This is a genomic window from Olsenella uli DSM 7084, from assembly GCF_000143845.1.
GTDB lineage: Bacteria > Actinomycetota > Coriobacteriia > Coriobacteriales > Atopobiaceae > Olsenella > Olsenella uli.
The window spans coordinates 345859-370427 of sequence record NC_014363.1 but is presented as its reverse complement, the minus strand read 5'-3'; the positions used below and the strand labels follow the sequence as shown (position 1 = coordinate 370427).

Annotated in this window: 28 protein-coding genes; 3 read left to right on the top strand and 25 right to left on the bottom strand. The window is 64.9% G+C overall.

Annotation, left to right across the window (positions count from 1 at the left end; translation table 11 throughout):
• Positions 1 to 89: 89 nt before the first annotated feature.
• From feoB to OLSU_RS01645, 4 genes are all read right to left on the bottom strand, one after another.
• On the bottom strand, positions 90 to 2081 hold the full coding sequence (gene feoB / locus OLSU_RS01660) for a ferrous iron transport protein B (protein ID WP_013251209.1): 1992 nt from the start codon (positions 2079 to 2081) through the stop codon (positions 90 to 92).
• On the bottom strand, positions 2078 to 2305 hold the full coding sequence (locus OLSU_RS01655; RefSeq protein ID WP_013251208.1) for a FeoA family protein: 228 nt from the start codon (positions 2303 to 2305) through the stop codon (positions 2078 to 2080). The genes feoB and OLSU_RS01655 overlap by 4 nt, the downstream gene beginning before the upstream one ends.
• A 255-nt stretch (positions 2306 to 2560) precedes the next feature.
• Positions 2561 to 2830, bottom strand: a complete 270-nt coding sequence (locus OLSU_RS01650) for a type II toxin-antitoxin system Phd/YefM family antitoxin (protein WP_013251206.1) — start codon at positions 2828 to 2830, stop codon at positions 2561 to 2563.
• A 48-nt stretch (positions 2831 to 2878) separates the two neighbouring features.
• Positions 2879 to 4033, bottom strand: a complete 1155-nt coding sequence (locus OLSU_RS01645; protein ID WP_013251205.1) for an ATP-binding protein — start codon at positions 4031 to 4033, stop codon at positions 2879 to 2881.
• Positions 4034 to 4441: 408 nt separating this feature from the next.
• On the opposite strand from OLSU_RS01645, the gene OLSU_RS01640 reads away from it, so the two are divergent.
• Together OLSU_RS01640 and OLSU_RS01635 are read left to right on the top strand one after the other, a co-directional pair.
• A complete protein-coding gene (locus tag OLSU_RS01640) occupies positions 4442 to 5047 on the top strand; it encodes a flavin reductase family protein (protein WP_013251204.1) in 606 nt (201 codons plus the stop codon).
• Positions 5048 to 5096: 49 nt separating this feature from the next.
• Positions 5097 to 5627 carry an NUDIX hydrolase gene (locus tag OLSU_RS01635; RefSeq protein WP_013251203.1) on the top strand — a complete coding sequence of 177 codons (531 nt, stop codon included), beginning with the start codon at positions 5097 to 5099 and terminating at the stop codon, positions 5625 to 5627.
• Positions 5628 to 5753: 126 nt separating this feature from the next.
• Here OLSU_RS01635 and OLSU_RS09000 read toward each other — a convergent pair whose 3' ends face one another.
• Positions 5754 to 6206 carry a Fur family transcriptional regulator gene (locus OLSU_RS09000; RefSeq protein ID WP_013251202.1) on the bottom strand — a complete coding sequence of 151 codons (453 nt, stop codon included), beginning with the start codon at positions 6204 to 6206 and terminating at the stop codon, positions 5754 to 5756.
• A 276-nt stretch (positions 6207 to 6482) separates the two neighbouring features.
• Here OLSU_RS09000 and OLSU_RS01625 point away from each other — a divergent pair, with 276 nt between their 5' ends.
• Complete coding sequence (locus OLSU_RS01625; RefSeq protein ID WP_013251201.1) at positions 6483 to 7040, top strand: ferritin family protein; 558 nt, start codon at positions 6483 to 6485, stop codon at positions 7038 to 7040.
• Between the two features lie 428 nt (positions 7041 to 7468).
• On the opposite strand, the gene OLSU_RS01620 is transcribed toward OLSU_RS01625, so the two are convergent.
• The 20 genes from OLSU_RS01620 to OLSU_RS01525 all read right to left on the bottom strand — a co-directional run bounded on the left by OLSU_RS01620 (position 7469) and on the right by OLSU_RS01525 (position 24569).
• Positions 7469 to 7960 (bottom strand): EutP/PduV family microcompartment system protein, encoded by a 492-nt coding sequence (locus tag OLSU_RS01620; RefSeq protein WP_013251200.1) that lies wholly within the window; start codon positions 7958 to 7960, stop codon positions 7469 to 7471.
• Positions 7961 to 7968: 8 nt separating this feature from the next.
• Positions 7969 to 8403 (bottom strand): BMC domain-containing protein, encoded by a 435-nt coding sequence (locus tag OLSU_RS01615; RefSeq protein WP_013251199.1) that lies wholly within the window; start codon positions 8401 to 8403, stop codon positions 7969 to 7971.
• Between the two features lie 6 nt (positions 8404 to 8409).
• Positions 8410 to 8772, bottom strand: coding sequence for a BMC domain-containing protein (locus OLSU_RS01610; protein WP_013251198.1), 363 nt, complete (start codon positions 8770 to 8772; stop codon positions 8410 to 8412).
• Between the two features lie 203 nt (positions 8773 to 8975).
• Positions 8976 to 10067 (bottom strand): 1-propanol dehydrogenase PduQ, encoded by a 1092-nt coding sequence (locus OLSU_RS01605; RefSeq protein ID WP_013251197.1) that lies wholly within the window; start codon positions 10065 to 10067, stop codon positions 8976 to 8978.
• Positions 10068 to 10069: 2 nt separating this feature from the next.
• Complete coding sequence (locus OLSU_RS01600; protein ID WP_036575029.1) at positions 10070 to 10918, bottom strand: MerR family transcriptional regulator; 849 nt, start codon at positions 10916 to 10918, stop codon at positions 10070 to 10072.
• 5 nt (positions 10919 to 10923) lie between these two features.
• A complete protein-coding gene (locus OLSU_RS08995; protein ID WP_013251195.1) occupies positions 10924 to 11637 on the bottom strand; it encodes a DUF4125 family protein in 714 nt (237 codons plus the stop codon).
• Positions 11627 to 12568 (bottom strand): DUF4037 domain-containing protein, encoded by a 942-nt coding sequence (locus tag OLSU_RS01590; protein WP_013251194.1) that lies wholly within the window; start codon positions 12566 to 12568, stop codon positions 11627 to 11629. Before OLSU_RS01590 ends, OLSU_RS08995 begins: the two co-directional genes overlap by 11 nt.
• A 75-nt stretch (positions 12569 to 12643) precedes the next feature.
• Positions 12644 to 13435 carry a tetratricopeptide repeat protein gene (locus tag OLSU_RS01585; RefSeq protein WP_013251193.1) on the bottom strand — a complete coding sequence of 264 codons (792 nt, stop codon included), beginning with the start codon at positions 13433 to 13435 and terminating at the stop codon, positions 12644 to 12646.
• Between the two features lie 13 nt (positions 13436 to 13448).
• Positions 13449 to 15110 carry an acetaldehyde dehydrogenase (acetylating) gene (locus OLSU_RS01580; RefSeq protein ID WP_013251192.1) on the bottom strand — a complete coding sequence of 554 codons (1662 nt, stop codon included), beginning with the start codon at positions 15108 to 15110 and terminating at the stop codon, positions 13449 to 13451.
• Positions 15111 to 15155: 45 nt separating this feature from the next.
• Positions 15156 to 15440, bottom strand: coding sequence for a BMC domain-containing protein (locus tag OLSU_RS01575; protein ID WP_013251191.1), 285 nt, complete (start codon positions 15438 to 15440; stop codon positions 15156 to 15158).
• Positions 15441 to 15771: 331 nt separating this feature from the next.
• A complete protein-coding gene (locus OLSU_RS01570; RefSeq protein ID WP_013251190.1) occupies positions 15772 to 16059 on the bottom strand; it encodes a BMC domain-containing protein in 288 nt (95 codons plus the stop codon).
• Positions 16060 to 16134: 75 nt separating this feature from the next.
• On the bottom strand, positions 16135 to 16419 hold the full coding sequence (locus OLSU_RS01565) for a BMC domain-containing protein (protein ID WP_013251189.1): 285 nt from the start codon (positions 16417 to 16419) through the stop codon (positions 16135 to 16137).
• A gap of 44 nt (positions 16420 to 16463) precedes the next feature.
• Entirely contained in the window at positions 16464 to 17366 is a 903-nt protein-coding gene (pduL, locus tag OLSU_RS01560) for a phosphate propanoyltransferase (RefSeq protein WP_013251188.1), read from the bottom strand.
• A gap of 17 nt (positions 17367 to 17383) precedes the next feature.
• A complete protein-coding gene (locus OLSU_RS01555; protein ID WP_013251187.1) occupies positions 17384 to 17653 on the bottom strand; it encodes a EutN/CcmL family microcompartment protein in 270 nt (89 codons plus the stop codon).
• A complete protein-coding gene (locus OLSU_RS01550) occupies positions 17640 to 17945 on the bottom strand; it encodes a microcompartments protein (protein ID WP_013251186.1) in 306 nt (101 codons plus the stop codon). Before OLSU_RS01550 ends, OLSU_RS01555 begins: the two co-directional genes overlap by 14 nt.
• Positions 17938 to 18786, bottom strand: a complete 849-nt coding sequence (gene eutJ, locus OLSU_RS01545) for an ethanolamine utilization protein EutJ (protein WP_013251185.1) — start codon at positions 18784 to 18786, stop codon at positions 17938 to 17940. Before eutJ ends, OLSU_RS01550 begins: the two co-directional genes overlap by 8 nt.
• A 3-nt stretch (positions 18787 to 18789) precedes the next feature.
• Entirely contained in the window at positions 18790 to 19413 is a 624-nt protein-coding gene (locus tag OLSU_RS01540; RefSeq protein ID WP_013251184.1) for a hypothetical protein, read from the bottom strand.
• 57 nt (positions 19414 to 19470) lie between these two features.
• On the bottom strand, positions 19471 to 20415 hold the full coding sequence (cutD, locus tag OLSU_RS01535; RefSeq protein ID WP_013251183.1) for a choline TMA-lyase-activating enzyme: 945 nt from the start codon (positions 20413 to 20415) through the stop codon (positions 19471 to 19473).
• Positions 20416 to 20478: 63 nt separating this feature from the next.
• Complete coding sequence (cutC, locus tag OLSU_RS01530; RefSeq protein ID WP_013251182.1) at positions 20479 to 23022, bottom strand: choline trimethylamine-lyase; 2544 nt, start codon at positions 23020 to 23022, stop codon at positions 20479 to 20481.
• A gap of 2 nt (positions 23023 to 23024) precedes the next feature.
• Positions 23025 to 24569 (bottom strand): aldehyde dehydrogenase family protein, encoded by a 1545-nt coding sequence (locus tag OLSU_RS01525; protein WP_013251181.1) that lies wholly within the window; start codon positions 24567 to 24569, stop codon positions 23025 to 23027.

The following is a 24569-nucleotide window of genomic DNA, read 5'->3' as shown; positions in this document are numbered from 1 at the left end:
CGAATCGCGACACGGCCCGCGACGCCCCCGTCACACGGCCCGTCAGACGGGGGCGTCGCGCCACCACTTACAGAAAGTCGTATCGCCGCCTACATGAACAGCACGGCCACATGATAGACCACGAACGCTATCAGCAGCGCGAGCACGAAGTAGGTCAGGCCGATGATGGCCGTCCACTTGCCCGAGTGCGTCTCGGAATACGTCGTGGAGAGGGCCATGGCGCAGGGGACGTTGAAGGTCACCGCAAACATGTAGGCCAATGCCTCCGCCGGTGGGATGCCCGCCGCAAGGCCAGCGGTGCTGGCGGCACCGGTCGACTTGGCAGCGGACGCGGCCGCGTAGAGGCCCTGCGAGGCATCGGCCTGGCAGAGGGCGGAGAGCACACCCAGCGAGGCCTCCTTGGCGAACATCGACGCCAGGAAGGCGACGAAGGTCTTCCATCCCATGCCGAACACGCGCGTGACCGGCTCGATGGCATGCCCCATGGCATAGAGCATCGAGCCTTCGACCCCACCCGAGGGCGACCATGAGAGCACCCAGAACAGGGTGGACGAGACGATCACGATGGCGAGCGCACGTCTGAAGACCCCCACGCCGTGCCGTGCGGACGTGGAGAGAAGCGCAAGGAACTTGGGCCTGTGATAGGGAGGCAGCTCCATGACCAGGCCCGAGCGTTCGTCCTCGGGGTTGAGACGCCTGCCAAAGAGCCGCGATATCACGAACATGACCAGCGTCATTACGGCAAAGATGCCCAGGATGACAAGGGCCATGCCCCCAGGTCCAAAGAACACGATGGCGATGGTGGGGATGATCGCAAAGGTCGCCCCGCAGGGCACGGCCCAGCTGAGCATCGTGGCCAGGAGACGCTGGCCCCAGGAGTCCACCACGCGCGTACCCGTGACGCCCGCCATGGTGCAGCCGAGGCTCATCATGAACGGCATGATGACCTTGCCCTGCAGGCCGAGGGCGCTCATCCAGTCGTCAAAGGCATAGCTGATGCGCGCGACGACGCCCGTCTCCTCCAAGAGCCCAAAGACGAAGGTTGCGCCGAAGCAGAATCCCGCCATGGCAAGGGAGTACCCCACTGCGGTGACGAGGCCCTGCGAGACGTAGGCAGCCAGAAACTCGCTGGTGCCTACCTGCGACAACCCGTCATAGATGGGCATCTCGAGCGAGCCCACCACGCCCATCCCTGCCATCATGACGGGAGACGCGACCAGCATCGCAGCTATGAGCCCCAGGAGGATGATGCCCGTTGACACGAGCTTGCCCCAGCGGCGCGAGAGGAGCGCCCCGTCGAGCCTTGCCAGCCGATGCGTGGGGCCGTGATCCGCGACCTGCACGCCCTCGAGCATCCGGTCCACCCAGGCGAAGCGGGCCTCGGCGCAGGACACGGCCCCCGCCTCGCTCGCCGAGGCATCGCGCGCCGCGAGCCACATGGAGCCAAAGCCCCGAGCGCCGCCCGCGCCGGAGGAGGGCGCATTGCCAGGCGCACCTGCGTTACCCTCGAATGAGCGCACCCACTCGGGCGAGTGCCGGCGGTATAGGTCGCCCATGGACGACTCGTCGAGCAGCGACCGCCTTTGGGCGGCGCTGTCGATCGCATCCGTCAGTTGGTCGTACCCCTCCTTGCCATTTGCGACCAGTGGCACGACGGGGACCCCCAGACGGCTCTCCAGCAGGGGCACATCGATGCTCTTTCCCTGACTGCGGGCCACGTCCATCATGTTGAGCACGAGCACGCAGGGGACCTCGATACCAGCGACGTCGGCCAGCATGTAGAGGCTTCGCGAAAGCTGCGACGCATCGGCCATGACCACGATGACGTCTACCCCACCGGACTCTATGTAGTCCTGCGTGACGCGCTCCTCCTGCGACTGGGCGGACAGGCTGTAGCTTCCGGGAAGGTCGCAGACCTCGTAGCGCGTGCCATTGCGCGTAAAGCTGCCCGTCTTTTGCTCCACGGTCTTCCCTGGCCAGTTGCCCACATGCTGGTGCGATCCCGTCAGCCTGTTAAAGAGGGTGGACTTGCCCGAGTTCGGCTGCCCGAGCAGGGCAAGCGAGAGCGTTGACCCCGTCATGCGCTCACCTCCCCCACCTGGATGTCTCCGCACTCGTCCTTGCCAAGCGCCAGAAGCGTGTCCCGGTTGAAGGCAAGTAGGGGGCGATGCGGGTCGTTGCGGACGACTCGCACGACGCTGCCGGGAATGATGCCAACGGAGGCGAAACGGCAGACCTGCCGCATCCCACCACCTATCTTGATGACCCTCACGCTGTCACCGGCGCCTGCCTCTGCAAGCCTCATCGCCCCGCTCCCCTCGTCTGCATGGGCCCGATGGAAGCCGACTCGCCCATGGAGACTGCCCATCGGACAGGTCGCCGGAGTGGCGAGCGACGACCCCTCGGGTCCGCCGTCATGACACAGTGAGTTTACTACAGGTTACTTACTGCATTACCGCACGCCTGCGTAATGGGTGAACGCATCGTGAAGGGGTCATGGGCAAAGGGGTCATGGGCAAGGCCTTCAGAGACACTCATGCGCAGCATGCGTAATCCTGCATCAAAGGCCATAGCGCTCCCTCAAGTCAGACAGGAACCGCCCACCGTCCGCATAGTCACCCGCCCCATAGGACCGGTCCCCCTCCGTCACGATGCGAACGAGCCGAGCCTCGGCAACCTCCTCCTGAAGGGACATGTAGTCCTGGCTGCGCATCGCGACGAACTTGTCGTAGCCATTCTTCGTGACGGTTATCGGCTCAGGTGACTCATCGACCAGACGGGCGAAGGCTGCGGTGTTCTTGAGGTCACGGATGGGGACGGCTATAGGCATGGCGGCGCTCCTCTCTGTGGCCTTATAGCACCACAACGCACCTCGACTCTAGACGTTCCACTCCAGGGCTCGCGAGACATCGGGGTCCGCATAGGGTTCCCGCAGGATGTACCCGCGCAGATACGGCACGTTGAACATCACCTTTCCGCGCGCGGGGGCCAGTATGGTGCCCGAGCGGATAAGGCTCTCGCGCGCGCGGCTGAGCTGGCTCTGGCTGCGTCCGGCCGACTTGGCGACCTCGGACGTCGAGGCGATGTTGCCATCGCCCATGGCGTGTGTCATGCCCCTGAGGTAGTCCCGCTCGCTAGGCGCCAGCTCTTCGACAAGCGGCTTGAGCGCGCGGCGCTCATAGGTGCCCAACGCCATGGGGACGGCACGCCTCACGTCATCGGCAACGACGCGATGGCTGCTTGGCGGGTTGCGGCCATTGATGTCCGAGACGAGGTAGTACCCAAGGAGCTGCACGATGTAGGGGTGCCCCATGCTCGCGTCAACCAGGAGCCCCCTTGCCTCGCCATCCATCGAGATACCGTCGATGAGGCCAACGGACTCGTCAAACGCCTCCGCGACCTCGTCGTGGCTGAGCAGTCCCAGCTCCTCGTGAGAGCACCTCCTCATGTAGGTGCACCCCTCGTACTGAATCACGCGGTCGAAGGAGTAGGGCAGCCCGGCCACGACGAGCATGACGTCGTAGCCCTTGCGTGACGCCATCTGGAACGCGCCGCAGATCGCAGACATGTCCTCGAGGGAGACCTTCTGCACCTCATCGATGGTGACCAGGACGCCTTTCTTCTGCCCTGCGCATGCCTCGAGGAAGACCAGCCCCAAGTCCTGCACGCCAAGGTGCGTCGTCTTGCTGGACGACACACCGCTGAGCGAGACGCCGGCGCCCATGAGACTGACGCTCGCCGCGGGATTGATGCCACGAGTCAGCTCGTCATCACGCACCAGATGACGCATGAGCAGCTCGACGGTATGCTCGGCACCAAGGTCCACCACCTTGCGCCCGCTTGCCTGGGCTCGCATCGAGATCTGTTCGAGAAGGGCGGTCTTTCCGCACCCCCTGTTCCCCGTGACGAAGAGCACACGATCCTCGCTGCCCTGGTCAACCATCGCGGCGTCAAAGCGTGTGAGGACGGCCTTGCGACCGAAGAAGAAGTCCGGTCGGCCTCCGAAGATGGGCGTGAAGGGGTTCGAGAACATGCAGCTCCTCCCGGTCATAGACGTTCCCCTCTATTCTCCTCACATTGTATTCAATTTTCTCAAATTATGTTAATTATTAAAATATGCAATATCGTATAAACACAGCACAGGCCCCCATGTCATCCGCGAAGGAGCGTCCCGGCTCGATGTTTGCATCCACCCACGCCCGTCTCGCTGCCATAAGCCTGTTTTTTCGCGACGCTTGACTCCGAACCAAGGTTTGGGTTGACAATGTCACCAATCGCAGAAAAGGTCGCATGCAGTCGAGGGAGAGGCACGCCGCATCCATCGAGCTGTTCAGCAACCTCGTCTACGCCTATGCCATCTGGCACATGACCACGTTCCCGAGGCGTCTGCGGGAAAGGGTCGGCAGGCGCGGCGCGCACGTCACACGAAAGGGGCACCATCATGGCAGGCAAGCGCCACATCGACGACATCAGCGACTACGCCGACGAGATCGTCAAGGCCATTCCCAAGGGGGTCCTGCTCACCTCGAAGGCCGGCGAGAAGGTCAACTCCATGACCATCGCGTGGGGCACGCTGGGCACCAACTGGGGACGGCCCGTCTTTGTCGCCTACGTGCGCAAGCACCGCTCGACCGTCACGCTGCTGGACGAGAACCCCGAGTTCACCATCAACGTGCCTGCGATCGCGGATGCAGGCGCGGCCGCGGGTGCCAGCGGGGAGAACCGGGCCGCACGCACGCGCGAGGCTGCGCGCAAGGCCCTGGGCATCTGTGGAAGCATGCGTGGGGACGAGGTCGACAAGGTCGCACTGGCAGGCCTCACGCTCGTGGACTCCGATGTGGTGTCCGTTCCCGGCATCGCAGAGCTTCCGCTGACGCTGGAGTGCAAGGTCGTCTACCGCCAGGAACAGGAGCTTGCGCTCTACCCGCCCGAGATCCAGGCCAGCTACTACCCGCAGGACGTCGACGGTCGCGCGACCGGCTCGAACAAGGACGAGCACATCATGTACTTCGGCGAGATCGTAAACGCCTACCTCATCGAGGCATAGCGCGAAGCGCCGAGCCCGCATCGGGCACGCATCACGGCACGGAGCATGCATGGCAGAGCTGATCGATATCTACGACGAGCAACGCAGGCCCACGGGAGAGGTCGTCCCCCGCAAGGGCAGCTTCCTGCGCGAGGGACAGTTCATGCTCTATGTCCTCGCCCTCATCGAGGACGCCCATGGTCGCGTCCTGATCACACGGCGGACGCCGGACAAGGGGTGGGCGGCCGGGTGGTGGGAGGTCACCGGTGGTGGAGCTGTGGCGGGCGAGTCGTCTGCCCAGGCCGTCGCACGCGAGGTACGCGAGGAGGTTGGCCTCGACGTGGCCGCGCAGGCCCAGGCACGGCCCCCTGTCTACAGCTACCGCAACGTTGACCTTGCGCATGGGGACAACTACTTCGTGGACGTCTACCACTTCACGCTCGATCTCGCACCTGCCGACATCCGCCTGCGGACGAGCGAGGCCACGGACTTCAGGATTGCCACCTGGGACGAAATCGCCTCGCTCGACGAGGCGGGCATCTTTCTCCACTACGGGCGCCTGCGCGAAGCCCTCGCTGCCGAGAGGAACACGACGCCGTAACGCCCGTGACGCCTGCACGCCCGGCGCTGCACGCCTGGCTCTGGACGCCCGGTCACTGAACCACGCCCATGGCCGAGAGTGCCGGCAGTCACCATGCCTGCGGCCGTATCCCTGCAGCTGGCATGCCTATCGCCGGGACAGCTGTGGCTGGCGTGCCTGTGGCTGGGACAGCTGCTGACGCCGCATCTCGGCGACGCAGTGGGGGCAGAGCCCCGTGAAGACGAGCGAGTGAGTGCTGACCTGCCACGATGTGACCAACGAGGCACGCTCGTCCAAAGTGTCTTCGTATGCGCCGCCCCTCTCGAAGGGGACGTCTGCCACCCTGCCACAGCTGGAGCAGATGATATGGGGGTGAGCGTCAGCCCGAAGGTCGAAGCGCTCGCCTCCGGGGACCTTGATCGAGAGGATGTCACCGGCGTCTGCGAGGAGATGCAGGTTGCGATAGACGGTCGCGCGGCTCACATGACAGTCCTGCGCACGTACCACCTGGTAGACCTGATCAGCCGTAGGATGGTCGCACCGGGACCGCACGGCGTCCAGCACCAGCTGACGCTGTCGCGTGTTTCTCCTGTCTGCCATTCGTCGCCATCCCTTGCATCGTTGCCTGTCGCTTGCCTGTCGCAAGCCTGTCGCAAGCCAAGTTCCCCTGTGCTTACACTCTGTTACTAAGATTATCGCAATTATTGCTTGACAGCACTAGCATCGTCTACATAATAGTAATCGTTACTAATTAGCTCTCCAAGGGATCTCTCCGGAGGGGAAGCAGATGCCAGGGAAGCTAACCAGTGACATCAGGAAAGGGAATGGAGAGGGGTCCGGGTGGCATCCCCACCCGGACAAGAGGGAGGAAGTGCCATGAAGTTTGTCTGTCCCGTTTGTGGCTACGTCGAGGAGTTCGACGGCGACGAGCTGCCCGCCGACTACAAATGTCCCACCTGCGGATGCGCAGGCGAGCGCTTCACCAAGCAGGAGGGTGAGCTGAGCTGGGCCGCCGAGCACGTCGTGGGCGTGGGCAAGGCCGAGGGCGTCTCCGAGGACATCATCGAGGACCTGCGCGCCAACTTCAACGGCGAGTGCTCTGAGGTGGGCATGTACCTGGCCATGTCTCGTGTCGCCATGCGCGAGGGCTACCCCGAGGTAGGCATGTACTATCGTCAGGCCGCCTTCGAGGAGGCCGATCACGCATCCCGCTTTGCCGAACTTCTCGGCGAGGTCGTGACCGACTCCACCAAGAAGAACCTCGAGCTGCGCGTCGAGGCCGAAAACGGTGCCACCGCTGGCAAGTTCGACCTGGCCAAGCGCGCCAAGGCCGCAAACCTCGATGCCATCCACGACACCGTCCACGAGATGGCCCGCGACGAGGCCCGTCACGGCAAGGCCTTCGCTGGCCTGCTCAAGCGCTACTTTGGCTAGTCTAGGGGCAGAAGTCGGCACCAGTTAGCACCAGCGGCACGTCGGATCGGCACGCAAGCAAATGGCGCCAAGACCCTGGGCGCCCATCGGGACCTCTCCCGATGGGCGCCCTCGCCTGTCGAGCGGAGGGTTTCCCACCTGTCAGGGGGTTCGATTTCGCTCGTGGTCCCGCACCTGGGAGCCCGATGCAACATTTTTGGGGGTTATGTGTGGTTCGGACTGCACCGAACCCCCCCCTACGGGGAGCTTTTTGGGCACTTCGTGGCAGTCCGATGGTCGCAGGTCTTCCACCAAATAGAAAAGAAACGTATATGTGCTGGTCGGGGACCACATCAATTTCTTTTAAGTGCACGACGCATGCGGATGCCTTCCCGTGCCACGTCTCCAAAGCACACATACCTGTCGATTTTGTTACATCCAGGATTCTGTCACGCCCAGTCACGACGTCCCACGCGTTGGCGCGCCTTGGCCTCTTCTAGCGATATCGTGGGCACGTCCTCCGCAAGGTAGTCCCGAAGCTCGGAGATTCCCTCGCCCGTACTGTTGTCTACCAGGAAGATACGCTCGCAGCAGCAGTTCTGCAGCCATTGGCGCGCCATGGGCACGTTCGCATTGGGCGCGTTTATCTTAGTAATGATCCCGATCAGCGGACGGTTGAGAAACGCGTTGCAGTTTGGTGCGAAGACGCAGAACGGCTCGTTGGCGGCGACGAGGATCGCAACGACGTCCGACTCAAACGAGAAGCACACCAGCCCCACGCCCACCTGCTTGGACTCCGAGTACTCGCCCGGCGTGTCGATGGCGTCTCCGTCAGCGTAGGTGTACTGCGTCTTGTGGTAGTGCAGCTTCTCGCCGCGCAGGGCCTGGGTCAGGGAGGTCTTGCCAGCCTCGCTGCGACCCATCAGGAAAAGTCGCTTCATCTCCCCTCCTACCTGCGCGTCATCTGGCACACGTGGAATCCGAGCACGTTGCCGAAGTAGTCGAGAACCTCCTGCTCCGCACTCTCTACCTCCGCGATGCCGCCGGTCAGGATGAGGGACCCATTGAACCGGTCCATGAAGCCGATCTCGATGGAACCGCACTTGACCGCCATGTCGGCAGCCACGACCACGGCCTCCCACGGCGTGAACCGCATGAGGCCCAGGGCCTCGCCCGTGTGATCCTCGCCCTCGTGCACGCCGATGTCGAGTCCCAGCATCTCGCACACCCGGCGTCTCGAGACGCCCATCACGTGCGCGAGATCCACTTCGCGACCCGGGACGCGCACCCTCGTGATGCGCATCTCGCCATTCGCACCGCAGGGCAAATCCCCGCGAAAGACCTGTTCGAAGAGCTGCTCCCTCGTGACCCTCTCCACCACCATGCGCCCCTAGCGCTTCGTGACCTTGCAGCTGACGTATCCCAGCGTGTCACGGAAGAACTCCACCACCTGAGTGATGGCTGTCGTGACGTCCGCGATCTCCCCGCTGATGATCATGGTCCCGGTGAAGCGGTCTGCAAAGCCGAGGTACACGTCAGCGCTCTTGATGGCGATGTCCGACGCGATCACGGCGGACTCGGGAGGCGTGATGTTCATGATCCCAAGCGCGCTCGATCCGTAGTCCACCGAGGGATCGAGGCCGAGCTTGGTGTAGATGACCGGCTCGGGGCCACCGATCACGTGGGCAAGGGTGATCTCCTTGCCCGAGACGGTCTCTTGGACGACGCGTATCTGCTCTTGTCCGCTATCCACTCTCACAACCTCCGAACGGCCGGCGGCCTCACCCACACTGCCCTTTCTAGATGATTACGTCCTGTCAGTGTCAAGACCTCGCCCGACGGACGGCCATCCTTCATCGCCAGGGGCGCCATGGGCGCTCATGCGACGAGAGGGGCGGCCACCTTGGCCGTGCGCTTGCGTAACCCCGAGGCACGCCTGCGGGGACGGCGCGCCGACTAGCCGCTGTAGGCGTCGCGATAGAGGTTGACGAGGTCCTGCTTCGACACTGGACGCGGGTTGGTGGGGGTGCAGCGGTCATGGATCGCGGCCTCGGCCATCTCCCCCACGTGCTCCTCGAAGCTCCCTGCCTCGATGCTCCCGAGATCCGCAAGCCGCTCCTCGATGTCCAGCTCGTGGCGCAGGTCGATCACTCGCCGGAGGAGCTCATCGGCACCGTCCATGCCAAGCTCGTGCGCCAGCCTCTCGTAGGGGCCGCGATACTTTGCTTCGGCCATGTGGAAGCGCATGACATAGGGCAGGAGGACGGCGTTCAGGCGTCCGTGGGCAACGTGGAAGCGCCCACCCAGGGCATGGGCGAGGCTATGGTTTATACCCAGGCCGGCATTGGTGAAGGCAATGCCGGCAACGCAGGACGCCTCTGCCATGCGTCCGCGCGCCCTCATGGCGTCGCCGTCCCTGAAGACAACCGGCAGGTCCTCGAACACGATGCGCAGGGCCTTGACGGCGAGGGCATCGGTGAAGGTCGAGGCATTGTTGCTCACGTACGCCTCGAGCGCATGGGTGAGGACGTCCAGACCGGTATCGGCGGTGATCTTGGGTGGGACGGAACGCGTGAAGCTCGCGTCGAGCAGGGCGCCGTCGGGGACGAGGACGTCGTCGATCAGGGCGACCTTGGTGTTCCCGCGGGTGATGACCGCGAAGTTGGTGACCTCGGACCCCGTCCCTGCCGTGGTGGGGATGGCCAGGAAGTAGGGACGCTCCATGCCCCTCTCGCCCGCGAAGTACAGGATCGCCTTGGTGGCATCGATGCACGACCCCCCTCCGAACGCGATCACGAGGTCCGGCCTGGCGTCGCATATCATCTCGACGCCCGCGTCGACCAGCTCCTGGCTGGGGTCGGGCTTGATGTTGGAATACACGCTCACATGTGCCCGGGCGGGCAGGTGCTGCGTCATCTTGCTCACCATTCCGGACTCCTGAAGGAAGCCGTCAGTGATCACGAGGACGTTCGAGCAGGAAAGGGACTGCAGGTGCTCCACGGCCTGGGCTCCGAAGAAGAGCCTCGCCTTGAGACAGAACTCGCTCATCGTTACTCCGTTTCTGTTAGCAGCAGGATCTCGACCACGAAGAGATCGGGGTTATACGTCGTCCAGAAGTCCGAGACAAAGCGCTCTATGGCCGGCCCCACGACCTTGTAGCCGTTTTCGCGGGCAAAGCCGAGCAGGCGCTGGTAGGCATCACCCATGTTCTCGAAGGCTCCCACGTGGTAGGTGGAGAGGTACATGCCCTCGGGCTGGACCCAGTTGTTCTGGGGCTCTATGGGGCGGATGGGCTTCTGGAGCATCCTCATGTCGCACTCCCTGCCCCCCGAGGCAGAGAGCATGGCATCCTCGACCGTGTCGAAGCCCAGGATGACCGGTCCACAGATCGCGTTGTCGAGCCCCTGGACGTACGAGGCGAAGTCCAGGCTCACGATGGACTCGGCAAAGTTGCCCGAGAACCGCCCCCTGAGGCACAGCAGCTCGCGACTCGGCAGGTACCTGATACTCACGGTGGTGGGCCGCAGCCTCAGGACCATGTTCGCCTCGTCCACCAGCTCGACCCATTCCACGATCGACTCGCGCCTCTCCGCAAGCAGGCGGGCCTCCTTGTCGCATGAGGCCAGGTGCTTCGAGAGCAGCCTCTTCGCCTCCGTGAGGCTTGAGTGCTGCAGCATCGACGCTATCTCCTCGAGCGAGAAGCCCATCATCTTCAGGTAGTTTATGACGGGCATCTTGAGCATGGTCTGCAGGCTGTAGTAGCGGTAGCCGTTGTCGCCCACCACGTCCGGCTCCATGAGACCAAGCTCGTCATAATGCCTCAGCGTGCGCTGTGAGAGGCCACCCATCTTGCTGACCTCGCCAATCTGGTAGAGGTCACAGCGATCGTCTCGCTCCATCCCGCTCACGCCCCTTTCCCCATTGCCCCCAGAAGCCCAACCGCAAGCTCCCAGCTCGACTCGATCGGGTTCTCGTGCCCTAGCTGGTGAGCCAGTGCGTCACGCAGGGCGAATATCGAACCCAACGAATAGCCCTCGACCTCCGCAAGAAAATAGTCCATGGAGGACACCCGACCGGCAGAGGAGACGTCGGGCCTGGCATGCAGATGCGATTCCGGAAGGTCCCTCGCCGCATCCGCAAGCGCAGGCAGGAGGAGGTCGCGCAGCTGGGCAAGGGCAGCCCGCTTCACGGGCGATGCCTCCGGGATCCTTTGGGCGCAGCTCTCCCTGTAGGCGTCCGGATCCGTCACGGCCATCATGCGCGCGTACTTCTCCTCCACGAGGTTCCTGCCCTCGAGCTCCGCCCGCTCCAGCTCCGCCAGGACCCGTGGGATCATCTGGTGCGGGAAGGCCAGGTACTGCGCACAGCGATAGGCGAGGAAACGCCTGGGGTCGTCCTGGCATCCCGCGCGGCCGTCCATGCCCCTCACCATGCCGAACTGCTCCCACTCAAGCGACACGACGCGGCAGAGGTCCCTCTGCAGGGCGCCATCGAGCCCTCGGTCCCCCATCACCCGCACGACGGCGGGCCGGGAGAGGAGCCGCTCCGCATCCGCGCGTCGCTCGAGCCGGCGCCCGTAAGAGCTGCGGGCGGCGTTGTCGCATCTCTCACATGCCATTGGAATAAGCCCCCTCGTTCAGTGGCCTGTCGCGAAGGTAGTCGTTGGGGATGCCCTGCCACACCGACGTGGCCGCATCGAGCAGGAAGTCCGAGCCCCCCGTCGCCCAGCCGAGCGCGAGGACGCAGCGTAGGATGACGCCGGAGAGGAGCTCGACGTCGGCCTGCGAGACCTCTGCCACGGGAGCGGAGGCGATCCTGCGCACCAGCGCACAGATGGGTCCGCCCACGTGCGCGCGTTCGGACAGCGAGCGGAAGGACCACTTGTAGAACGGCATGTAGGTGCGCGCGAGCAGGTGCAGCGAGGCCATGGCCGCACACAGGAACTCCGTGCGGGCGCAGCCTGCGGCCACGAGGTCCTGGCGGCGCAGGCAACGTCCGAGGTTGTACTGGCCGGACTGCGCCATGACCGCCATGTTTGCAGCCAGCTTCTTGCGGATGACCTCCTCGGGATAGAACCCCTGGTAGACATGACGGATATGCGAGAAACGACCGCTCGGGTCCCTGAAGACCTCTCCGCCCGTGACGATGGCGAGGAGCTGCTCGGGGATCCTCAGCCACTCCGCGACCCCCTGCGGCTCCCGCTCCAGGCCTGTGAACGTCCGATAGAAGGACTCCGTCTCGAACACGCCCACGCGCTGGCCCGCAAGGGCGGTGTCCACGCGCCTCTCGCCCATGAACTCCCTCGGAAGGGATGCGTAGCGCCGCGAGAGTTCGTCACCCAGGCTCGCATAGAGGTCACGCGGAACCCAGACGCAGAACCCCGGCCCAAAGTCGTGGTCACGGGAGAGCTCGTCGTCGAAGCCCAGGCATTCCGATCCGGGACCGACGAGGCCGAAGGCAAGCTGGGACTCGACGGAGTACGGGAGCCCGGACACGAGCGCGGGACCGAACGTCCCGTAATATCGACTCGCAAGCTCCATGCCCTTCATCACACGTCTTGCTTTCCCCTATGCCGTGCCGCCCTCGGGGGGCGACCGGTCTTGAGCCCCCGCAAGGGGCCTCCCCTACTTGGCGGACGCGTCCAGCGCGTCCATTTGCCCCGCCCTCCGCTCGAGGAGCCTCACGTTCGGCGCATCCCCCAGCTTGTCCCGCAGGACCTCGGCGGCCTTGCGGTAGAGGGCGGCCGCAGCGGCGTAGCCACCCCTCAGGTAGGCGATGCGCGCGGCGGTGGAGAGCGCATGCGGTCGGTGGACGTCGCGGCCGGCGCCCAGCGTCTCGTACGTCTCAAGCGCCCCCGCGATGACCTCCTGTGCCTCCTCGAGCCTGCCCTCGTCCGTCAGGACCTGGGCGAGGTTGACGGCGTTGGTCGCCCGCCTCCCCTCGGAGTTCGGCACGCGCTCCAGAAGGTGCCTCGCCCTCCTGAGGTCGGCCCGTGCCTCGCGGAAGCGCCCTCGGGCCCGGTACGCGCTGCTCCGGTTGTTGCAGATCGCGCTCACCTCGTAGGGATGCCCCTCCCCCAGCAGTGCCTCGGCGCGGTCGAACGCGTCTATCGCAGCGACGTTGCGCCCTTGCGCAACGTAGACGTCCCCAAGGTTGACAAGCGCACGGGCCACCTCGGCGCCTTCGGCCGAGAGCTCGTCGAGCATGCGGAGGACCTCGACGTAGAGCTCCTCCGACTCGTGGAGGTCACCACGTAGCCTGAGGACGCTCCCCAGCTCGTTCGAGACCGAGGCCTCCGCACTCCTGTCCCCGGCAAGCCGGGCACGTCTCAGCGCCTCGCGAAGGAAGCCCTTGACGTCCGTGCCCGGCTCGCCGTAGAGGCGGTCGAGATCGCTATAGAAGGCCGAGAGGTCCAAGGCCCCACACGCCCTACTCTCCGCGGAACGCCGCGACGAGCTCGTCGACCATCCTCTTGAGCTCTGCTGCGTCAATGGTGTCGTCCGTCCTCTGTGTCGGCTCCTGTGTGGCCTTTCCACTGCAGGAATTGCAACCGACAGAGTAGCTGATGCCGCTCGTGCCGTGGCCCACAGGCGTCTCGATCCCGACTTCGGCCTCCTTGGTCGGGACGCCACAGGGAGACGTGGCGTGGTCACAACCCTGTGCGCGTGAAACGCAGCCGTACTCGGCGGCCAGCTCGGGATGCCACTTGGCAAAGGTCTCGTCCGCAGCGGCGACCTGGTCGGGCTCGACGGTGCCGTTCGCCACCCTCTTGATGTTGATCAGGTGCTGCGGCCCGACGTTCTCGGAGACCGAGCTGCCGCCCCAGGTCCCGCAGCCAAGCGTCAGCGCGACGTCGAGGCCGGTGGAGAGGCCCGTGCCGCCCTGGGTGCCGCCCGTGTTGATGAGGATGCGCGACGCGGGCTTGATGGAGAACTTGCGAACGATCTCCTTGTCCTCGGTATGGATGTTCATGGTATGGCCGATGCCGTTCTGCAGCAGCGCGATGGAGAGGTCGCAGGCCTCGTGCCAGTCCGAGACGACATAGAACCCAAGGACGGTCGTGAGCTTCTCGTACGAGAGGGGCCACCTGTCGCCAACGCCGTGCTGTTCGCCGATGAGGACCCTCGTGTCGGCGGGGACGACGATGCCCGCCGCCTTTGCGATGTCCGCAGCCGCATGACCCACGAAGTTGGGACTCATGGAGTGCCCGTTGCGGAACAGGATCCTGCAGACCTTGTCGCACTCCCCCTCGGACATGAAGTAGCCACCCTGCTTCCTGAACTCCGCGACGACCTCGTCGCGGTTGCAGGTCTCGCAGATGACGCTCTGCTCGGAAGCGCAGATGGTACCGTTGTCGAAGGTCTTGGACGCCATGATCTGGCGGACCGCATCATGCACGTTGGCGGTGCGCTCGATGTAGGAAGGGGAGTTGCCGGCGCCCACGCCAAGGGCGGGCTTGCCGGAACTATAGGCGGCCTTGACCATGCCGGGGCCACCGGTCGCGATGATCATCTTGACCTCGGGGGCGTGCATGAGCTCGTCCGTCGCGGCGATGGTGGCCATGCTCACGCCCTGGATCACGTTCTCGGGGGCGCCTGCGGCGACGGCCGCGTCGTTCATGAGCCTGATGGCGAGGTTGGTGCACTTGGCGGCCTTGGGATGCGGCGAGAAGACGATGGCGTTGCGCGCCTTGATGGCGATCATCGACTTGTAGAGGACCGTCGAGGTCGGATTGGTGGAGGGGACGATGCCCATCACCAGGCCAACCGGCTCCGCGATCGTGATGACCTGCCTCTTCTCGTCCACGTCGATGACGCCGATGGTCTTCTGGTCCTTGATCTGCTCGTAGAGCAGGCCGGACGCCATGTGGTTCTTGTAGATCTTGTCGTGGACGTTGCCGAAGGTCGTCTCCTCGACGGCCATCTCGGCAAGCTCCACCGCGTTCTTCTCCGCCACCTCGACCATCGCGCAAAGGATACGGTCGATCTGCTCGGCGCTGTAGTTCGCGATCTGGTTTGCCGCGACCTGGCCCTTGCGCGCCAGGTCGCGCGCCGCCTGGACGCTTTGGAGGTCGTAGTCGTATTCCTGCATGTTGCCTCTTTCCGATTAGCAGACGTATCGTGGTGGGACGTGTCGCTACTCGGCGTGGGGCAGGATGGACTCGACCATGCCGTCCGGGCGCGGGATCACGTGGACGCTCAGGAGCTCGCCCACGCGCTGCGCCGCCGCGGCGCCCGCGTCGGTCGCGGCCTTGACGGCCCCCACGTCGCCGCGGACGAAGACGGTGACCAGGCCGCCCCCGACGCGCTCCTTGCCGACGAGCCTGACGTTCGCCGCCTTGACCATGGCGTCCGCCGCCTCGACGGCACCGACCATGCCCTTGGTCTCGATCATTCCGAGCGCCTCGATGATGTTGGCCATTGGTGCTACCTCCTTGTTGTGGTGGGGCACGGCCTCCTTGGGCCGGGCCGCCTTCTGGGTCGTCTCGAGGCCCTCGGCCCCAGACGCTGGTTCGTTCTTGGTTGTGGGAGCATCCGCATCGCCAGGGGCCGGCTGCGCCACCTTGGCGGCTGCTGCCGACTGGTCCGTGCGGGACGCGGAGGTGCGGCTGCCGCTTCCCTGTTTCGCCGTTGACTTCGCAGGCTTCGCGGGGGCCTTGTCGACCTCGCGCCCTCCCTCATCCCCCGCGGGGCGGGGGGACGCCGCACGCCCGGCGTCCCCCTCCTGCCCGGGCTTCCTCGTCGTCATCTGACTAGGCCTCGGCCTGGGGCAGGATGGACTCGACCATGCCGTCCGGGCGCGGGATCACGTGGACGCTCAGGAGCTCGCCCACGCGCTGCGCCGCCGCGGCGCCCGCGTCGGTCGCGGCCTTGACGGCCCCCACGTCGCCGCGGACGAAGACGGTGACCAGGCCGCCCCCGACGCGCTCCTTGCCGACGAGCCTGACGTTCGCCGCCTTGACCATGGCGTCCGCCGCCTCGACGGCACCGACCATGCCCTTGGTCTCGATCATTCCGAGCGCCTCAGTCGTGCTTGCCATGCTGTTTCCTCCCTGGGTCAGTGGGCTTCCAAGCCCGTCTCATGGTTCCCTCTCGAAGTTTTGCCACTGGTGTCGCTACTCGGCGTGGGGCAGGATGGACTCGACCATGCCGTCCGGGCGCGGGATCACGTGGACGCTCAGGAGCTCGCCCACGCGCTGCGCCGCCGCGGCGCCCGCGTCGGTCGCGGCCTTGACGGCCCCCACGTCGCCGCGGACGAAGACGGTGACCAGGCCGCCCCCGACGCGCTCCTTGCCGACGAGCCTGACGTTCGCCGCCTTGACCATGGCGTCCGCCGCCTCGACGGCACCGACCATGCCCTTGGTCTCGATCATTCCGAGCGCCTCAGTCGTGCTTGCCATGCTGTTTCCTCCCTGGGTCTAGTTTTTGAGCCTGTATGCTCCGCCTACCGAACTACCCGAACCGTCGAACCGCACTTGACGTGGAACGCGTTCGCCTCTTCCGTGTCGATGTGACAGTCGAGGTTCCCGCCCTCGGTCACACGGACGATGACGTTGTCGAGCAGGCCCCCGCGCTCGCCGTCGATCTTGAGGGACACCACCTGGCCGTCATGGAAGCCACGCTCGGCCGCCTGCGCCGGGTTCATGTGGATGTGGCGCGCTGCCACGATGACGCCCTCGTCGAGGACCACGGAGCCCTCAGGACCGACCACGGTCACGCCCGGCGTCCCCTCGAGGTGCCCGGAGAGGCGGATCGCCTGGGGAACCCCCAGCTTGAACGTATCGCCCGCCAGGATCTCGACCTGCGTCTGGGGACGGACGGGACCAAGTACGCGCACCTTCTGGATGACCCCCTTGGGACCCGCAAGGGTCACGCACTCCTTGGCGGCGAACTGCCCGGGCTGGCTCAGGTCCTTGATCGGCGTGAGCTGGTGGCCAGTGCCAAAGAGCCGCTCGAGGTCCCCCTGGGACAGATGGATGTGACGCCCGGAGACCCCCACTGGGACAACGTCGGGATCAGCGGAGTGACCCTCCCTTCCGAACAGGCCCTCGATGTCATCCTTCGTCCATATGCCCCTCTCGAGGGCGGCGGTGATGACGCGCTCGAGCTCGTCGGCAGAGAGGACGGGCTCACCGCCCTCCTCCTCGTGTGGAAGCCCGGCCTCGTGGCAGGTCTCGGGAGAGCCGTGCGTCGGGCGGACCGCCGCCGGACCGCCCTGGATGCACACGCCGCGCTCCTTTGCGACGTCACGCGCCTGGGGAGTCACGATGGTGTTTCCGTCCACGTAGATGGACTCGTGCCTCTCCGCTGCGGAGACGACGTCCTGCGCGCTTACGAGTTTCTTCATCCCTTCCTCCTTTCTTCCTAGAGATTCACGTCTTCGTCGATGATTCCCACGATTACCGCATCGACGGGAACGTTCTTCTGGAACTCGTCCCGAACGAAGAGGTAGGCCGAGGCACCCGTGGTGACTATCACCCTGTCCCCGACCCCCGCGCTGATGGTGTCGACGCAGATGAGCTGCTTTCCCGCCTCGTCGCCCGCGATGACCTCGACGCGCATGAGTTTCATCCCGCTGAGCTCGTCGTACTTACGGGTGGCCCAGATGGAGCCGATGAGCCTACCGACAATCATGGGTTGCGTCCTTTCCGTCCCGGATCTTCCCCAGGCACTCCATGACTTCCGCGGTCTCCCCGGCAATGGCAAGCATCACCATGTTCTGGGGGCACGAGCCGCGGATGTCGGTCACCACCACGCCGGCGGTCTTCTCTGCGATGTCGCTTGCGACCACCATCTCGATCAGCTTGCCCTGGACGAGGCCGACTGCGGCGGGCCTAAAGTCCTCGCCCCAGCGCGCCCCGCTCCTCTGCCGGATGATCTGCATGGTTCCGGGCGCCGGAGCCTTGATGACCCTCACGTCAACCATCCTCGCGCCCCCTCGCCTTGAGCACGCACCCAAGCGCGATGCCCATGGGCGTGACGAACATGGGGTGGCTCGGCTTGTGAACGTCGATCCCGAGGTGCCTCTGGACCCTGTCCTCGATGCCCGTCAGCTCCGCGGTCCCTCCGACGAGAATCACCTCTGGCACGTCGTGGCTACGACACGCGCGCTGGATGATCGTCGTCACCTTATCTATGGTCGGCGAGACGATGGGCAGGACCTCCGCGTGATGTCCGGGGTCCCTCTTGTAGACTTCGGCCTCGTCGAAGCTCAGCCCCTTCGCCCCCGCAAGCACGAGCGAGAAGTGCGTCCCCCCGGTCGACTCGTCGACGCATTCCACGACCTTGCCATCCTTGAAGACGGAGATTCCCGTCGTGCCTCCGCCGATGTCGACCACGGCGCCGTCCGTGGTGCCGATGAGCAGGTTTGCCGCAGTGGGCTCGTCGAAGACCGCGGTGCACTCGAGTCCCGTGCTCTCCGCGACGTTGCGCACGACCCCACCGTCGAGCGCCTCGGTCTCGGGCGGGATGGCCACCGCACACTCCACGAGTTCGGCGCCCAGCTCCTTCTCGGCCTCCTCCTTGAGCGCCCGCGCGATGTCACAGGCACCCACGTAGTCCACGACCATGCCGTCCTTCACGACGCTCGCGAATCGGTACTTGCAGTCGACGGGGTTGCCGTCCTCGTCAAGCACGACGAGGACGATGAAGGCGGTGCCGAGGTCGAGCCCGCAGTAGAGCCGCTGTCCCTCTCGCACCGTCCTGGGATGGTCGACGCAGTCGAGCAGCTCCTCGAGCCTGCGATTTGCCCTCTCAAGGTCTACCATCCGCTACACCTCCCCTTCCGCACGGGCGATCGCCCCTTCGAGCAACGCGCACGCGCACGCCGCGTCGGCGAGCCAACACCGGACGACCCTGGCCTCCGTCGGGCCCATCCCCTCCTGAGCCCCTGCCCACGAACGTGCATACCGGCCTATCTGGGCATGGACGCACGCCATCTCGAAGAAGACGGGGTGGATGCCCGCGTCAAGGGCGGGGACCGGCGCTGGCCCGAGGGGACTTTCGCACTGCCCCGGCTCCTGTTCGCCATCGGCAAGGTCACCCGCGACGCATGCCTCCTGCCACTTGCGCCCGATTCCCTCGGCCTCGCGGGCGACCGTATTGTCGACCCCAAGCGTCCTGCGGGCGAGGAGCCGAAGCCGGGCGCCAAGGAGGTTAGCGTCGTACACGAGCGCATCCAGCCCCACGCCGTCCTCGCGATGCGTTGCCCCTGGGCCCTCGTGCGGCCGTACGCGCGAGCCCGCTCGCGACGCATCGGCCTCGAATCTCACCCTGAAGTCGATCAGGAACTGCCTGGCGCCCGGAGTGAGCCGTGCATCCTCAGGGAGCTCGTAGGAGCCAAACGCCTCCCGGGCATAGGCCTCGCGCAGCTCGTCCTCGGTAACGTAGTGCATGCCATCCTCCTCCCTATCCTTCCTTGCCCCCGAAGGGGGCGCTTCGGCTGGTACTGGCTAGTGCCTGACGAGATTGACCTTGAAGTCGGCACCCTTGATCCATCCCTCGATGCGGTTGAGTTCGCCGTCGTCCAGCGACGGGTCATCCTTGATCTCGTAGTCGAGGTCGAGCGACGCATACTTGCCGACGCCCAGCTTGTGGTACGGGAGCAGGTCAACCCCGTCGAAGTTCTTCTGGTAGCGGTAGGGCTTGAAGAACGCGATCACCGCGTCGATCTCCTCCTTGGAGTCGTTCACCCCCTTGAGCAGGGGCATGCGGACGCGGACGTTGTATCCGTTCTCAAGGAGCTCCCGCACGTTGGAGAGAATCTGCTCGTTGTTCACGCCCGTCCAGTACTTGTGCTTCACAGGGTCCATCTGCTTGATGTCAAACAGGAACAGGTCGACGTAGCGGGCGACCTTCATGATCGTCGGCGCACTCGCATAGCCGCAGGTCTCTATCGCGGTGTGGTAGCCGCGTGCCTTCGCGGCCATAAGGATGGACAGGGCCGCCTCCGGCTGGGCGAGCACCTCTCCCCCAGAGAGGGTGATGCCTCCGCCAGACATGCGGTAGAAGTCCGCGTCCTCGTCAAAGAAGGCAATGACGTCATCGATCGTACGGTCGTCCCCCATCACCTCCAGGGCGTGGTACATGCAGGCCTTCTCGCACTTGCGACACCCGATGCACGGGATGCTGCGGTCAACGACATGCCTGCCATCGATCATCTTGTGGACGTTGACGGGACACGCCGCCACGCAAGCCCCGCAGTCGACGCAGTTGGCACGCTTGAACATGACCTCATGCCCGCGCTGCTGGCTCTCGGGGTTCGAGCACCACTTGCAACGCAGGGGACATCCCTTGAGGAAGGCCATGGAGCGCACGCCGGGGCCGTCGTACATGTTGTACTTCTGAAGGTTGAAGATGCGTACCTTGCGTTCCACGCTGCTCTGCTCGTGGCTCATTGCAACCTCTCCCTTCCTGTGACCTGCCACGACGTGGCACCCCGATGGCCTTGTGAACCCTACCTAGAACTTCTCGAGCATCGTGCGGCTGATGATCTCGTCCTGGACGTCCTTGCAGAGCTCGTTGAAGAACGCCGAGTACCCTGCGACGCGGACGACGAGGTCGCGATGCCTCTCGGGATGCTCCTGGGCATCGATGAGCGTCTTGTTGTCGAGATAGTTGAACTGCATCTCGCCGTTGCCGAACATCGAGGCGGTGCGCAGGAGCGTGACGAGGCCGTTCTCGCCCTCGGGCGTGTCGAGCAGGCCGCTCATGAGCTTGAAGTTGTGGACCATGCCGATGTTCATGGAGTCGTTGGACAGCTTGGAGACCGACTTGATGATGGCGGTGGGACCTCGGAAGTCGGCGCCCTGGGTGGGGCTGATGCCATCGGAGAGCGGGGTCCAGGCCTTGCGCCCGTTCGCGCTTGCGCCGGTCATCTCGCCGAACGGAGTGTTGTTCGAGATCGAGAGGGTGCCGGTGGACATGTGCGAATACAGGGTCTTGAAGTCCAGGTGGATGTGCTCCGTGTAGTCGACGATGTCAGCAGCGATGCTGTCGGCGAAGTCGTCGTCGTTGCCGTACTTCGGGGCGTCGAGGCAGTCCTTCCGCAGCTGCTCGAAGCCCTCGAAATCGGCCTTCATCGCATCGAAGAGCTGGGTGAGCGTGTACTTGTGGTCCTCGAAGACGAGCTTCTTGATGGCAGCCATCGAGTCGGCATAGGTTGCCAGGCCAGTCCAGACGACGCCGGGGCCGTAGTTGTACATCGCGCCGCCAGCAGAGACGTCCTTGCCGCTCTCCATGCATCCCTCGAACATGATGGACATAAGGGGCTTGGGGGCGACGTCGCGGGCGACGCGCTGGGAGATGACGGTGGCGACGTCGGTCCACTTGGTCACGTAGTAGATGGTCTTCTTGACGGCCTCATCGAACTCCTCGTAGGTCTTGTACTGCGAGGGATCGCCCAGATCGGGAGTGACCTGCTTGCCGAACCACAGGGGGACGCCGTGGTTGAGCGTGAGCTCGATGCAGATCGGCCACTGGGTGTAGGAGGTCGAGGTCCACTGGTACAGGCGGCCGGACTTCTGCGGCTCGACGCAGCCCATCATGCAGTAGTCGCGGGAGTCCTCGACGCTCACGCCCTTGGCAAGCATCATCTTGATGTGCGAGTCGTCGAAGTGGCAGGCGGGGAAGCCCATGCCCGAGCGGACGATGTCCACGATCTTGCGCATGTACTTCTCGGGAGACTTGTTGTTGATGCGGCAGGCGACGGAGGGCTGGTAGACCTTGACGTGACGAACTGCATCCATGAGCAGGTAGGTGAGCTCGTTGGTCGCATCGTGGCCCTGACGGGTGACACCGCCGAGCGTCATGTTGACGAAGGGCTGGTACCCGGCGAAGAACTCGGACTGGCCACGTGAGGTGACCCACATCATCTCGCTCATCTTGATGAGCATGCAGCCTGCGATGTCGAAGGCCTGGTACGGCGTGATGCGACCGGCCTCGATGTCGGCCTTGTAGAAGGGGTACATGTACTGGTCGACGCGACCGATCGACATGCCCGTCTGGTTCTCCTCGACCGGGAGGAGGCTCTCGATGACGAAGACGGACTGCACGGCCTCCCAGAACGTGCGGGGCCTGTGGGCGGGGACGTACGCGAGGATCTTGGAGATCTGCTCGAGCTCGGCCTTGCGCCTGGCGTCGTGGCACTCCCCAGCGAGCTTGGCGGCGTAGTCGCTCATGCGCTTCGCGTAGATCATGACGCCCTCGGTGGTATCGAGCACGCTCTTGTAGAAGTAGATCCTATCGAGGTCGTCCGGGTTCGCGTAGTCGAGCTGGGCCAGGTGCTGCTTGGCCTCCTCCTGGATGTCGAGCATGCCCTTCCTCATGAGGATGACGTCGTAGCCGGGGTTGGAGTCGCCGCCGCCGCTCATGGCGTGGTAGGAGCAGTCGGAGACGAACGACTCGCCCGAGAGCGTCCAGACGCCTGCCTCGCGGTACTGGTCCTCGCAGACCTCGTCCTGGGACTTGCCCTCCCAGAACGGGAACAGCACGTCGCGGCAGTACTGCTTGTCCTCCTCGGAGATGTAGAAGGGATCCTGCGGGCGCTCGCCGATGGTGTCGAGCTCGTCGCGCAGCCAGCGCCAAGCGAGGTCGGGCGAGAACGCGCCGGCGCGGGGGGCGCCGCAGGGGGCGCCGACGACGAGCTCGTCGTCCTGGATGACCAGCGGCGCCGTCTCGCAGCAGCGACGGAACGCCTTCGCGCGCAGCTCGATCCGCGGCATGCCGGGGTTGGCCTTCATGATCTCGGTGACCGCACGGGCCCGGTACATGGTGATGCTCGGCACCTGCTTGAGGAAGTTCTCCTTCAGACGGACCTGACGGTCGGTCGGGCCTTCGGGGACGTCGTAGGGCTCGCTGCCAGCTCCGTGCGCGGGAGCCTCGCCAAGAGGGGCGTCGAGCTGGTTGGCCACCTTCTCGAACATCTGGCGGACAGTGGCGCGCTGCTCGTCGGACATGTCCTTGGTCGCCTCGGACAACTCCTTCGCAAACTCCTTGATATCCATTCTCACTCCTCTTCAGAATCGTTGCGCATTGCCTTGACTACACCGGAGAACCAACTCTCCGAACTCTCCGGTTCCTTGCCTGCTTCCGCGGATCCCATCAGACCCTCGTCATGCGGTCCTCCCGGGTCTGGGATGCGTATCCTCACCGTGACCGGCGTGTGATCGCACGAGCTCGCCCTCTCGAGAAGCTCGTGCGAGAGAGGCCCCGTCCCGACTCCCACCTGACGCCTGCGCACGAAGTCCCCATAGGTGACACCCAGCTCAGAGGTGGTGGCACAGTCCCAGCCGGTCACCGTCAGGGTCTTGGGGAGGTCGCTGTGGCAACCTATGCAGCCGAGTCCGGTGCTCACGTTCACGAGCACCCTTCCCACGGGCTTCTTGAGGATGAACTGCCGTATCACCTCGGGGTCCTTCGAGAAGATCGAGAGCGCGTTGCCGTGGCCGCTGTTCAGGATCAGCTCGATGCACTTCTCGCATGCCGTACGCCAGCTGTCCTCCACGTAATACGAGAGCACGGGGCCAAACTTGGCCTTCGAGAAGAAGCTGTACTCGCTCACGTAGGGCTTCTCGACCACGAGCACCTTGGTGCTCTCGGGCACCGTGATGTCCGCGCGCCTGGCAAGGTCGAAGGCGCTCTTCGCAATCAGCTCGCGGTAGGGGGTGCCATCCGGCATGAAGAGCGCGTCGACCAGTCGGTCCGCCTGCTCGTCGGAGAGGAAGTAGCACCCACGGCGGCGAAGCTCGGACTGGAAGTCCTCGTCCACGTCCCTCTCGACCACGATGCTCTGCTCCGCCCCGGGAAGCATGCCGTAGCAGAACGACTTGCCGCGAACGATTTCGTCCGCACAGGCCGCCAGGTCCGCCGAGGACTCTACGAACACGGGGTTGTTGCCGAGCGTGGCGTGGTACACGTCTCTGCCGGCGGCATCGAAGTCGTGGCCACCGGACTCCTCGCGGGAGTCGATCACCACGCGCACGCATGGCTGCGAGCAGACCCACTCCTCCCCCTCGGGACAGAAGATGCTGAGGAACCCCAGCGCCTCGCAGGGGTAGTGGCAGAACTCGGCCACCTCGAGCACGTCCGCCATGACCCTCTCGCACGTGGCATGGATGCGGGCGCTCGCGGAGAAGACGATCGGGCTCTTGGAATGCGCCGCCATGAAGAGCTGGCTCAGCATCGTGGGAACCGCAAGCCAGTCCGGGAGCAGCGACACGACGACCCCCTTGGGCAGGCAGACCTCCGCCGAGCCGTTGCGCGAGCGGATGATCCTCTGCACCGGGGTCTGGGCGCGAACGTCATCCAACAGGTCCGTGAGGACCCACCTGGTGAGCGTTGCCTCGTCCTCGGGCGAGCAGTAGTCGCTCTCGGCATAGGCCTCCTGCGCGTACTCCCCGACCATGGGAACAAGTCGCTCGCCCAGGTGGCAGAGGAAGTCATCGACCAGCGCCGCCGGCAGCCCCTCGAGGACCTCCACGGACTCGGCAGCATGCTCCAGAAGGATCCGTGCCTCCTGAATCGAGAGGAGGTCGTTATCGATGAGAGACAT

Excerpts from the sequence above, each read along its gene's own strand:
- feoB (WP_013251209.1), bottom strand. The coding sequence starts at position 2,081 with ATGACGGGGTCAACGCTCTCGCTTGCCCTGCTCGGGCAGCCGAACTCG.
- OLSU_RS01655 (WP_013251208.1), bottom strand. The coding sequence starts at position 2,305 with ATGAGGCTTGCAGAGGCAGGCGCCGGTGACAGCGTGAGGGTCATCAAG.
- OLSU_RS01650 (WP_013251206.1), bottom strand. The coding sequence starts at position 2,830 with ATGCCTATAGCCGTCCCCATCCGTGACCTCAAGAACACCGCAGCCTTC.
- OLSU_RS01645 (WP_013251205.1), bottom strand. The coding sequence starts at position 4,033 with ATGTTCTCGAACCCCTTCACGCCCATCTTCGGAGGCCGACCGGACTTC.
- OLSU_RS01640 (WP_013251204.1), top strand. The coding sequence starts at position 4,442 with ATGGCAGGCAAGCGCCACATCGACGACATCAGCGACTACGCCGACGAG.
- OLSU_RS01635 (WP_013251203.1), top strand. The coding sequence starts at position 5,097 with ATGGCAGAGCTGATCGATATCTACGACGAGCAACGCAGGCCCACGGGA.
- OLSU_RS09000 (WP_013251202.1), bottom strand. The coding sequence starts at position 6,206 with ATGGCAGACAGGAGAAACACGCGACAGCGTCAGCTGGTGCTGGACGCC.
- OLSU_RS01625 (WP_013251201.1), top strand. The coding sequence starts at position 6,483 with ATGAAGTTTGTCTGTCCCGTTTGTGGCTACGTCGAGGAGTTCGACGGC.
- OLSU_RS01620 (WP_013251200.1), bottom strand. The coding sequence starts at position 7,960 with ATGAAGCGACTTTTCCTGATGGGTCGCAGCGAGGCTGGCAAGACCTCC.
- OLSU_RS01615 (WP_013251199.1), bottom strand. The coding sequence starts at position 8,403 with ATGGTGGTGGAGAGGGTCACGAGGGAGCAGCTCTTCGAACAGGTCTTT.
- OLSU_RS01605 (WP_013251197.1), bottom strand. The coding sequence starts at position 10,067 with ATGAGCGAGTTCTGTCTCAAGGCGAGGCTCTTCTTCGGAGCCCAGGCC.
- OLSU_RS01600 (WP_036575029.1), bottom strand. The coding sequence starts at position 10,918 with ATGGAGCGAGACGATCGCTGTGACCTCTACCAGATTGGCGAGGTCAGC.
- OLSU_RS08995 (WP_013251195.1), bottom strand. The coding sequence starts at position 11,637 with ATGGCATGTGAGAGATGCGACAACGCCGCCCGCAGCTCTTACGGGCGC.
- OLSU_RS01590 (WP_013251194.1), bottom strand. The coding sequence starts at position 12,568 with ATGAAGGGCATGGAGCTTGCGAGTCGATATTACGGGACGTTCGGTCCC.
- OLSU_RS01580 (WP_013251192.1), bottom strand. The coding sequence starts at position 15,110 with ATGCAGGAATACGACTACGACCTCCAAAGCGTCCAGGCGGCGCGCGAC.
- OLSU_RS01575 (WP_013251191.1), bottom strand. The coding sequence starts at position 15,440 with ATGGCCAACATCATCGAGGCGCTCGGAATGATCGAGACCAAGGGCATG.
- OLSU_RS01570 (WP_013251190.1), bottom strand. The coding sequence starts at position 16,059 with ATGGCAAGCACGACTGAGGCGCTCGGAATGATCGAGACCAAGGGCATG.
- OLSU_RS01565 (WP_013251189.1), bottom strand. The coding sequence starts at position 16,419 with ATGGCAAGCACGACTGAGGCGCTCGGAATGATCGAGACCAAGGGCATG.
- pduL (WP_013251188.1), bottom strand. The coding sequence starts at position 17,366 with ATGAAGAAACTCGTAAGCGCGCAGGACGTCGTCTCCGCAGCGGAGAGG.
- OLSU_RS01555 (WP_013251187.1), bottom strand. The coding sequence starts at position 17,653 with ATGATTGTCGGTAGGCTCATCGGCTCCATCTGGGCCACCCGTAAGTAC.
- OLSU_RS01550 (WP_013251186.1), bottom strand. The coding sequence starts at position 17,945 with ATGGTTGACGTGAGGGTCATCAAGGCTCCGGCGCCCGGAACCATGCAG.
- eutJ (WP_013251185.1), bottom strand. The coding sequence starts at position 18,786 with ATGGTAGACCTTGAGAGGGCAAATCGCAGGCTCGAGGAGCTGCTCGAC.
- OLSU_RS01540 (WP_013251184.1), bottom strand. The coding sequence starts at position 19,413 with ATGCACTACGTTACCGAGGACGAGCTGCGCGAGGCCTATGCCCGGGAG.
- cutD (WP_013251183.1), bottom strand. The coding sequence starts at position 20,415 with ATGAGCCACGAGCAGAGCAGCGTGGAACGCAAGGTACGCATCTTCAAC.
- cutC (WP_013251182.1), bottom strand. The coding sequence starts at position 23,022 with ATGGATATCAAGGAGTTTGCGAAGGAGTTGTCCGAGGCGACCAAGGAC.
- OLSU_RS01525 (WP_013251181.1), bottom strand. The coding sequence starts at position 24,569 with ATGTCTCTCATCGATAACGACCTCCTCTCGATTCAGGAGGCACGGATC.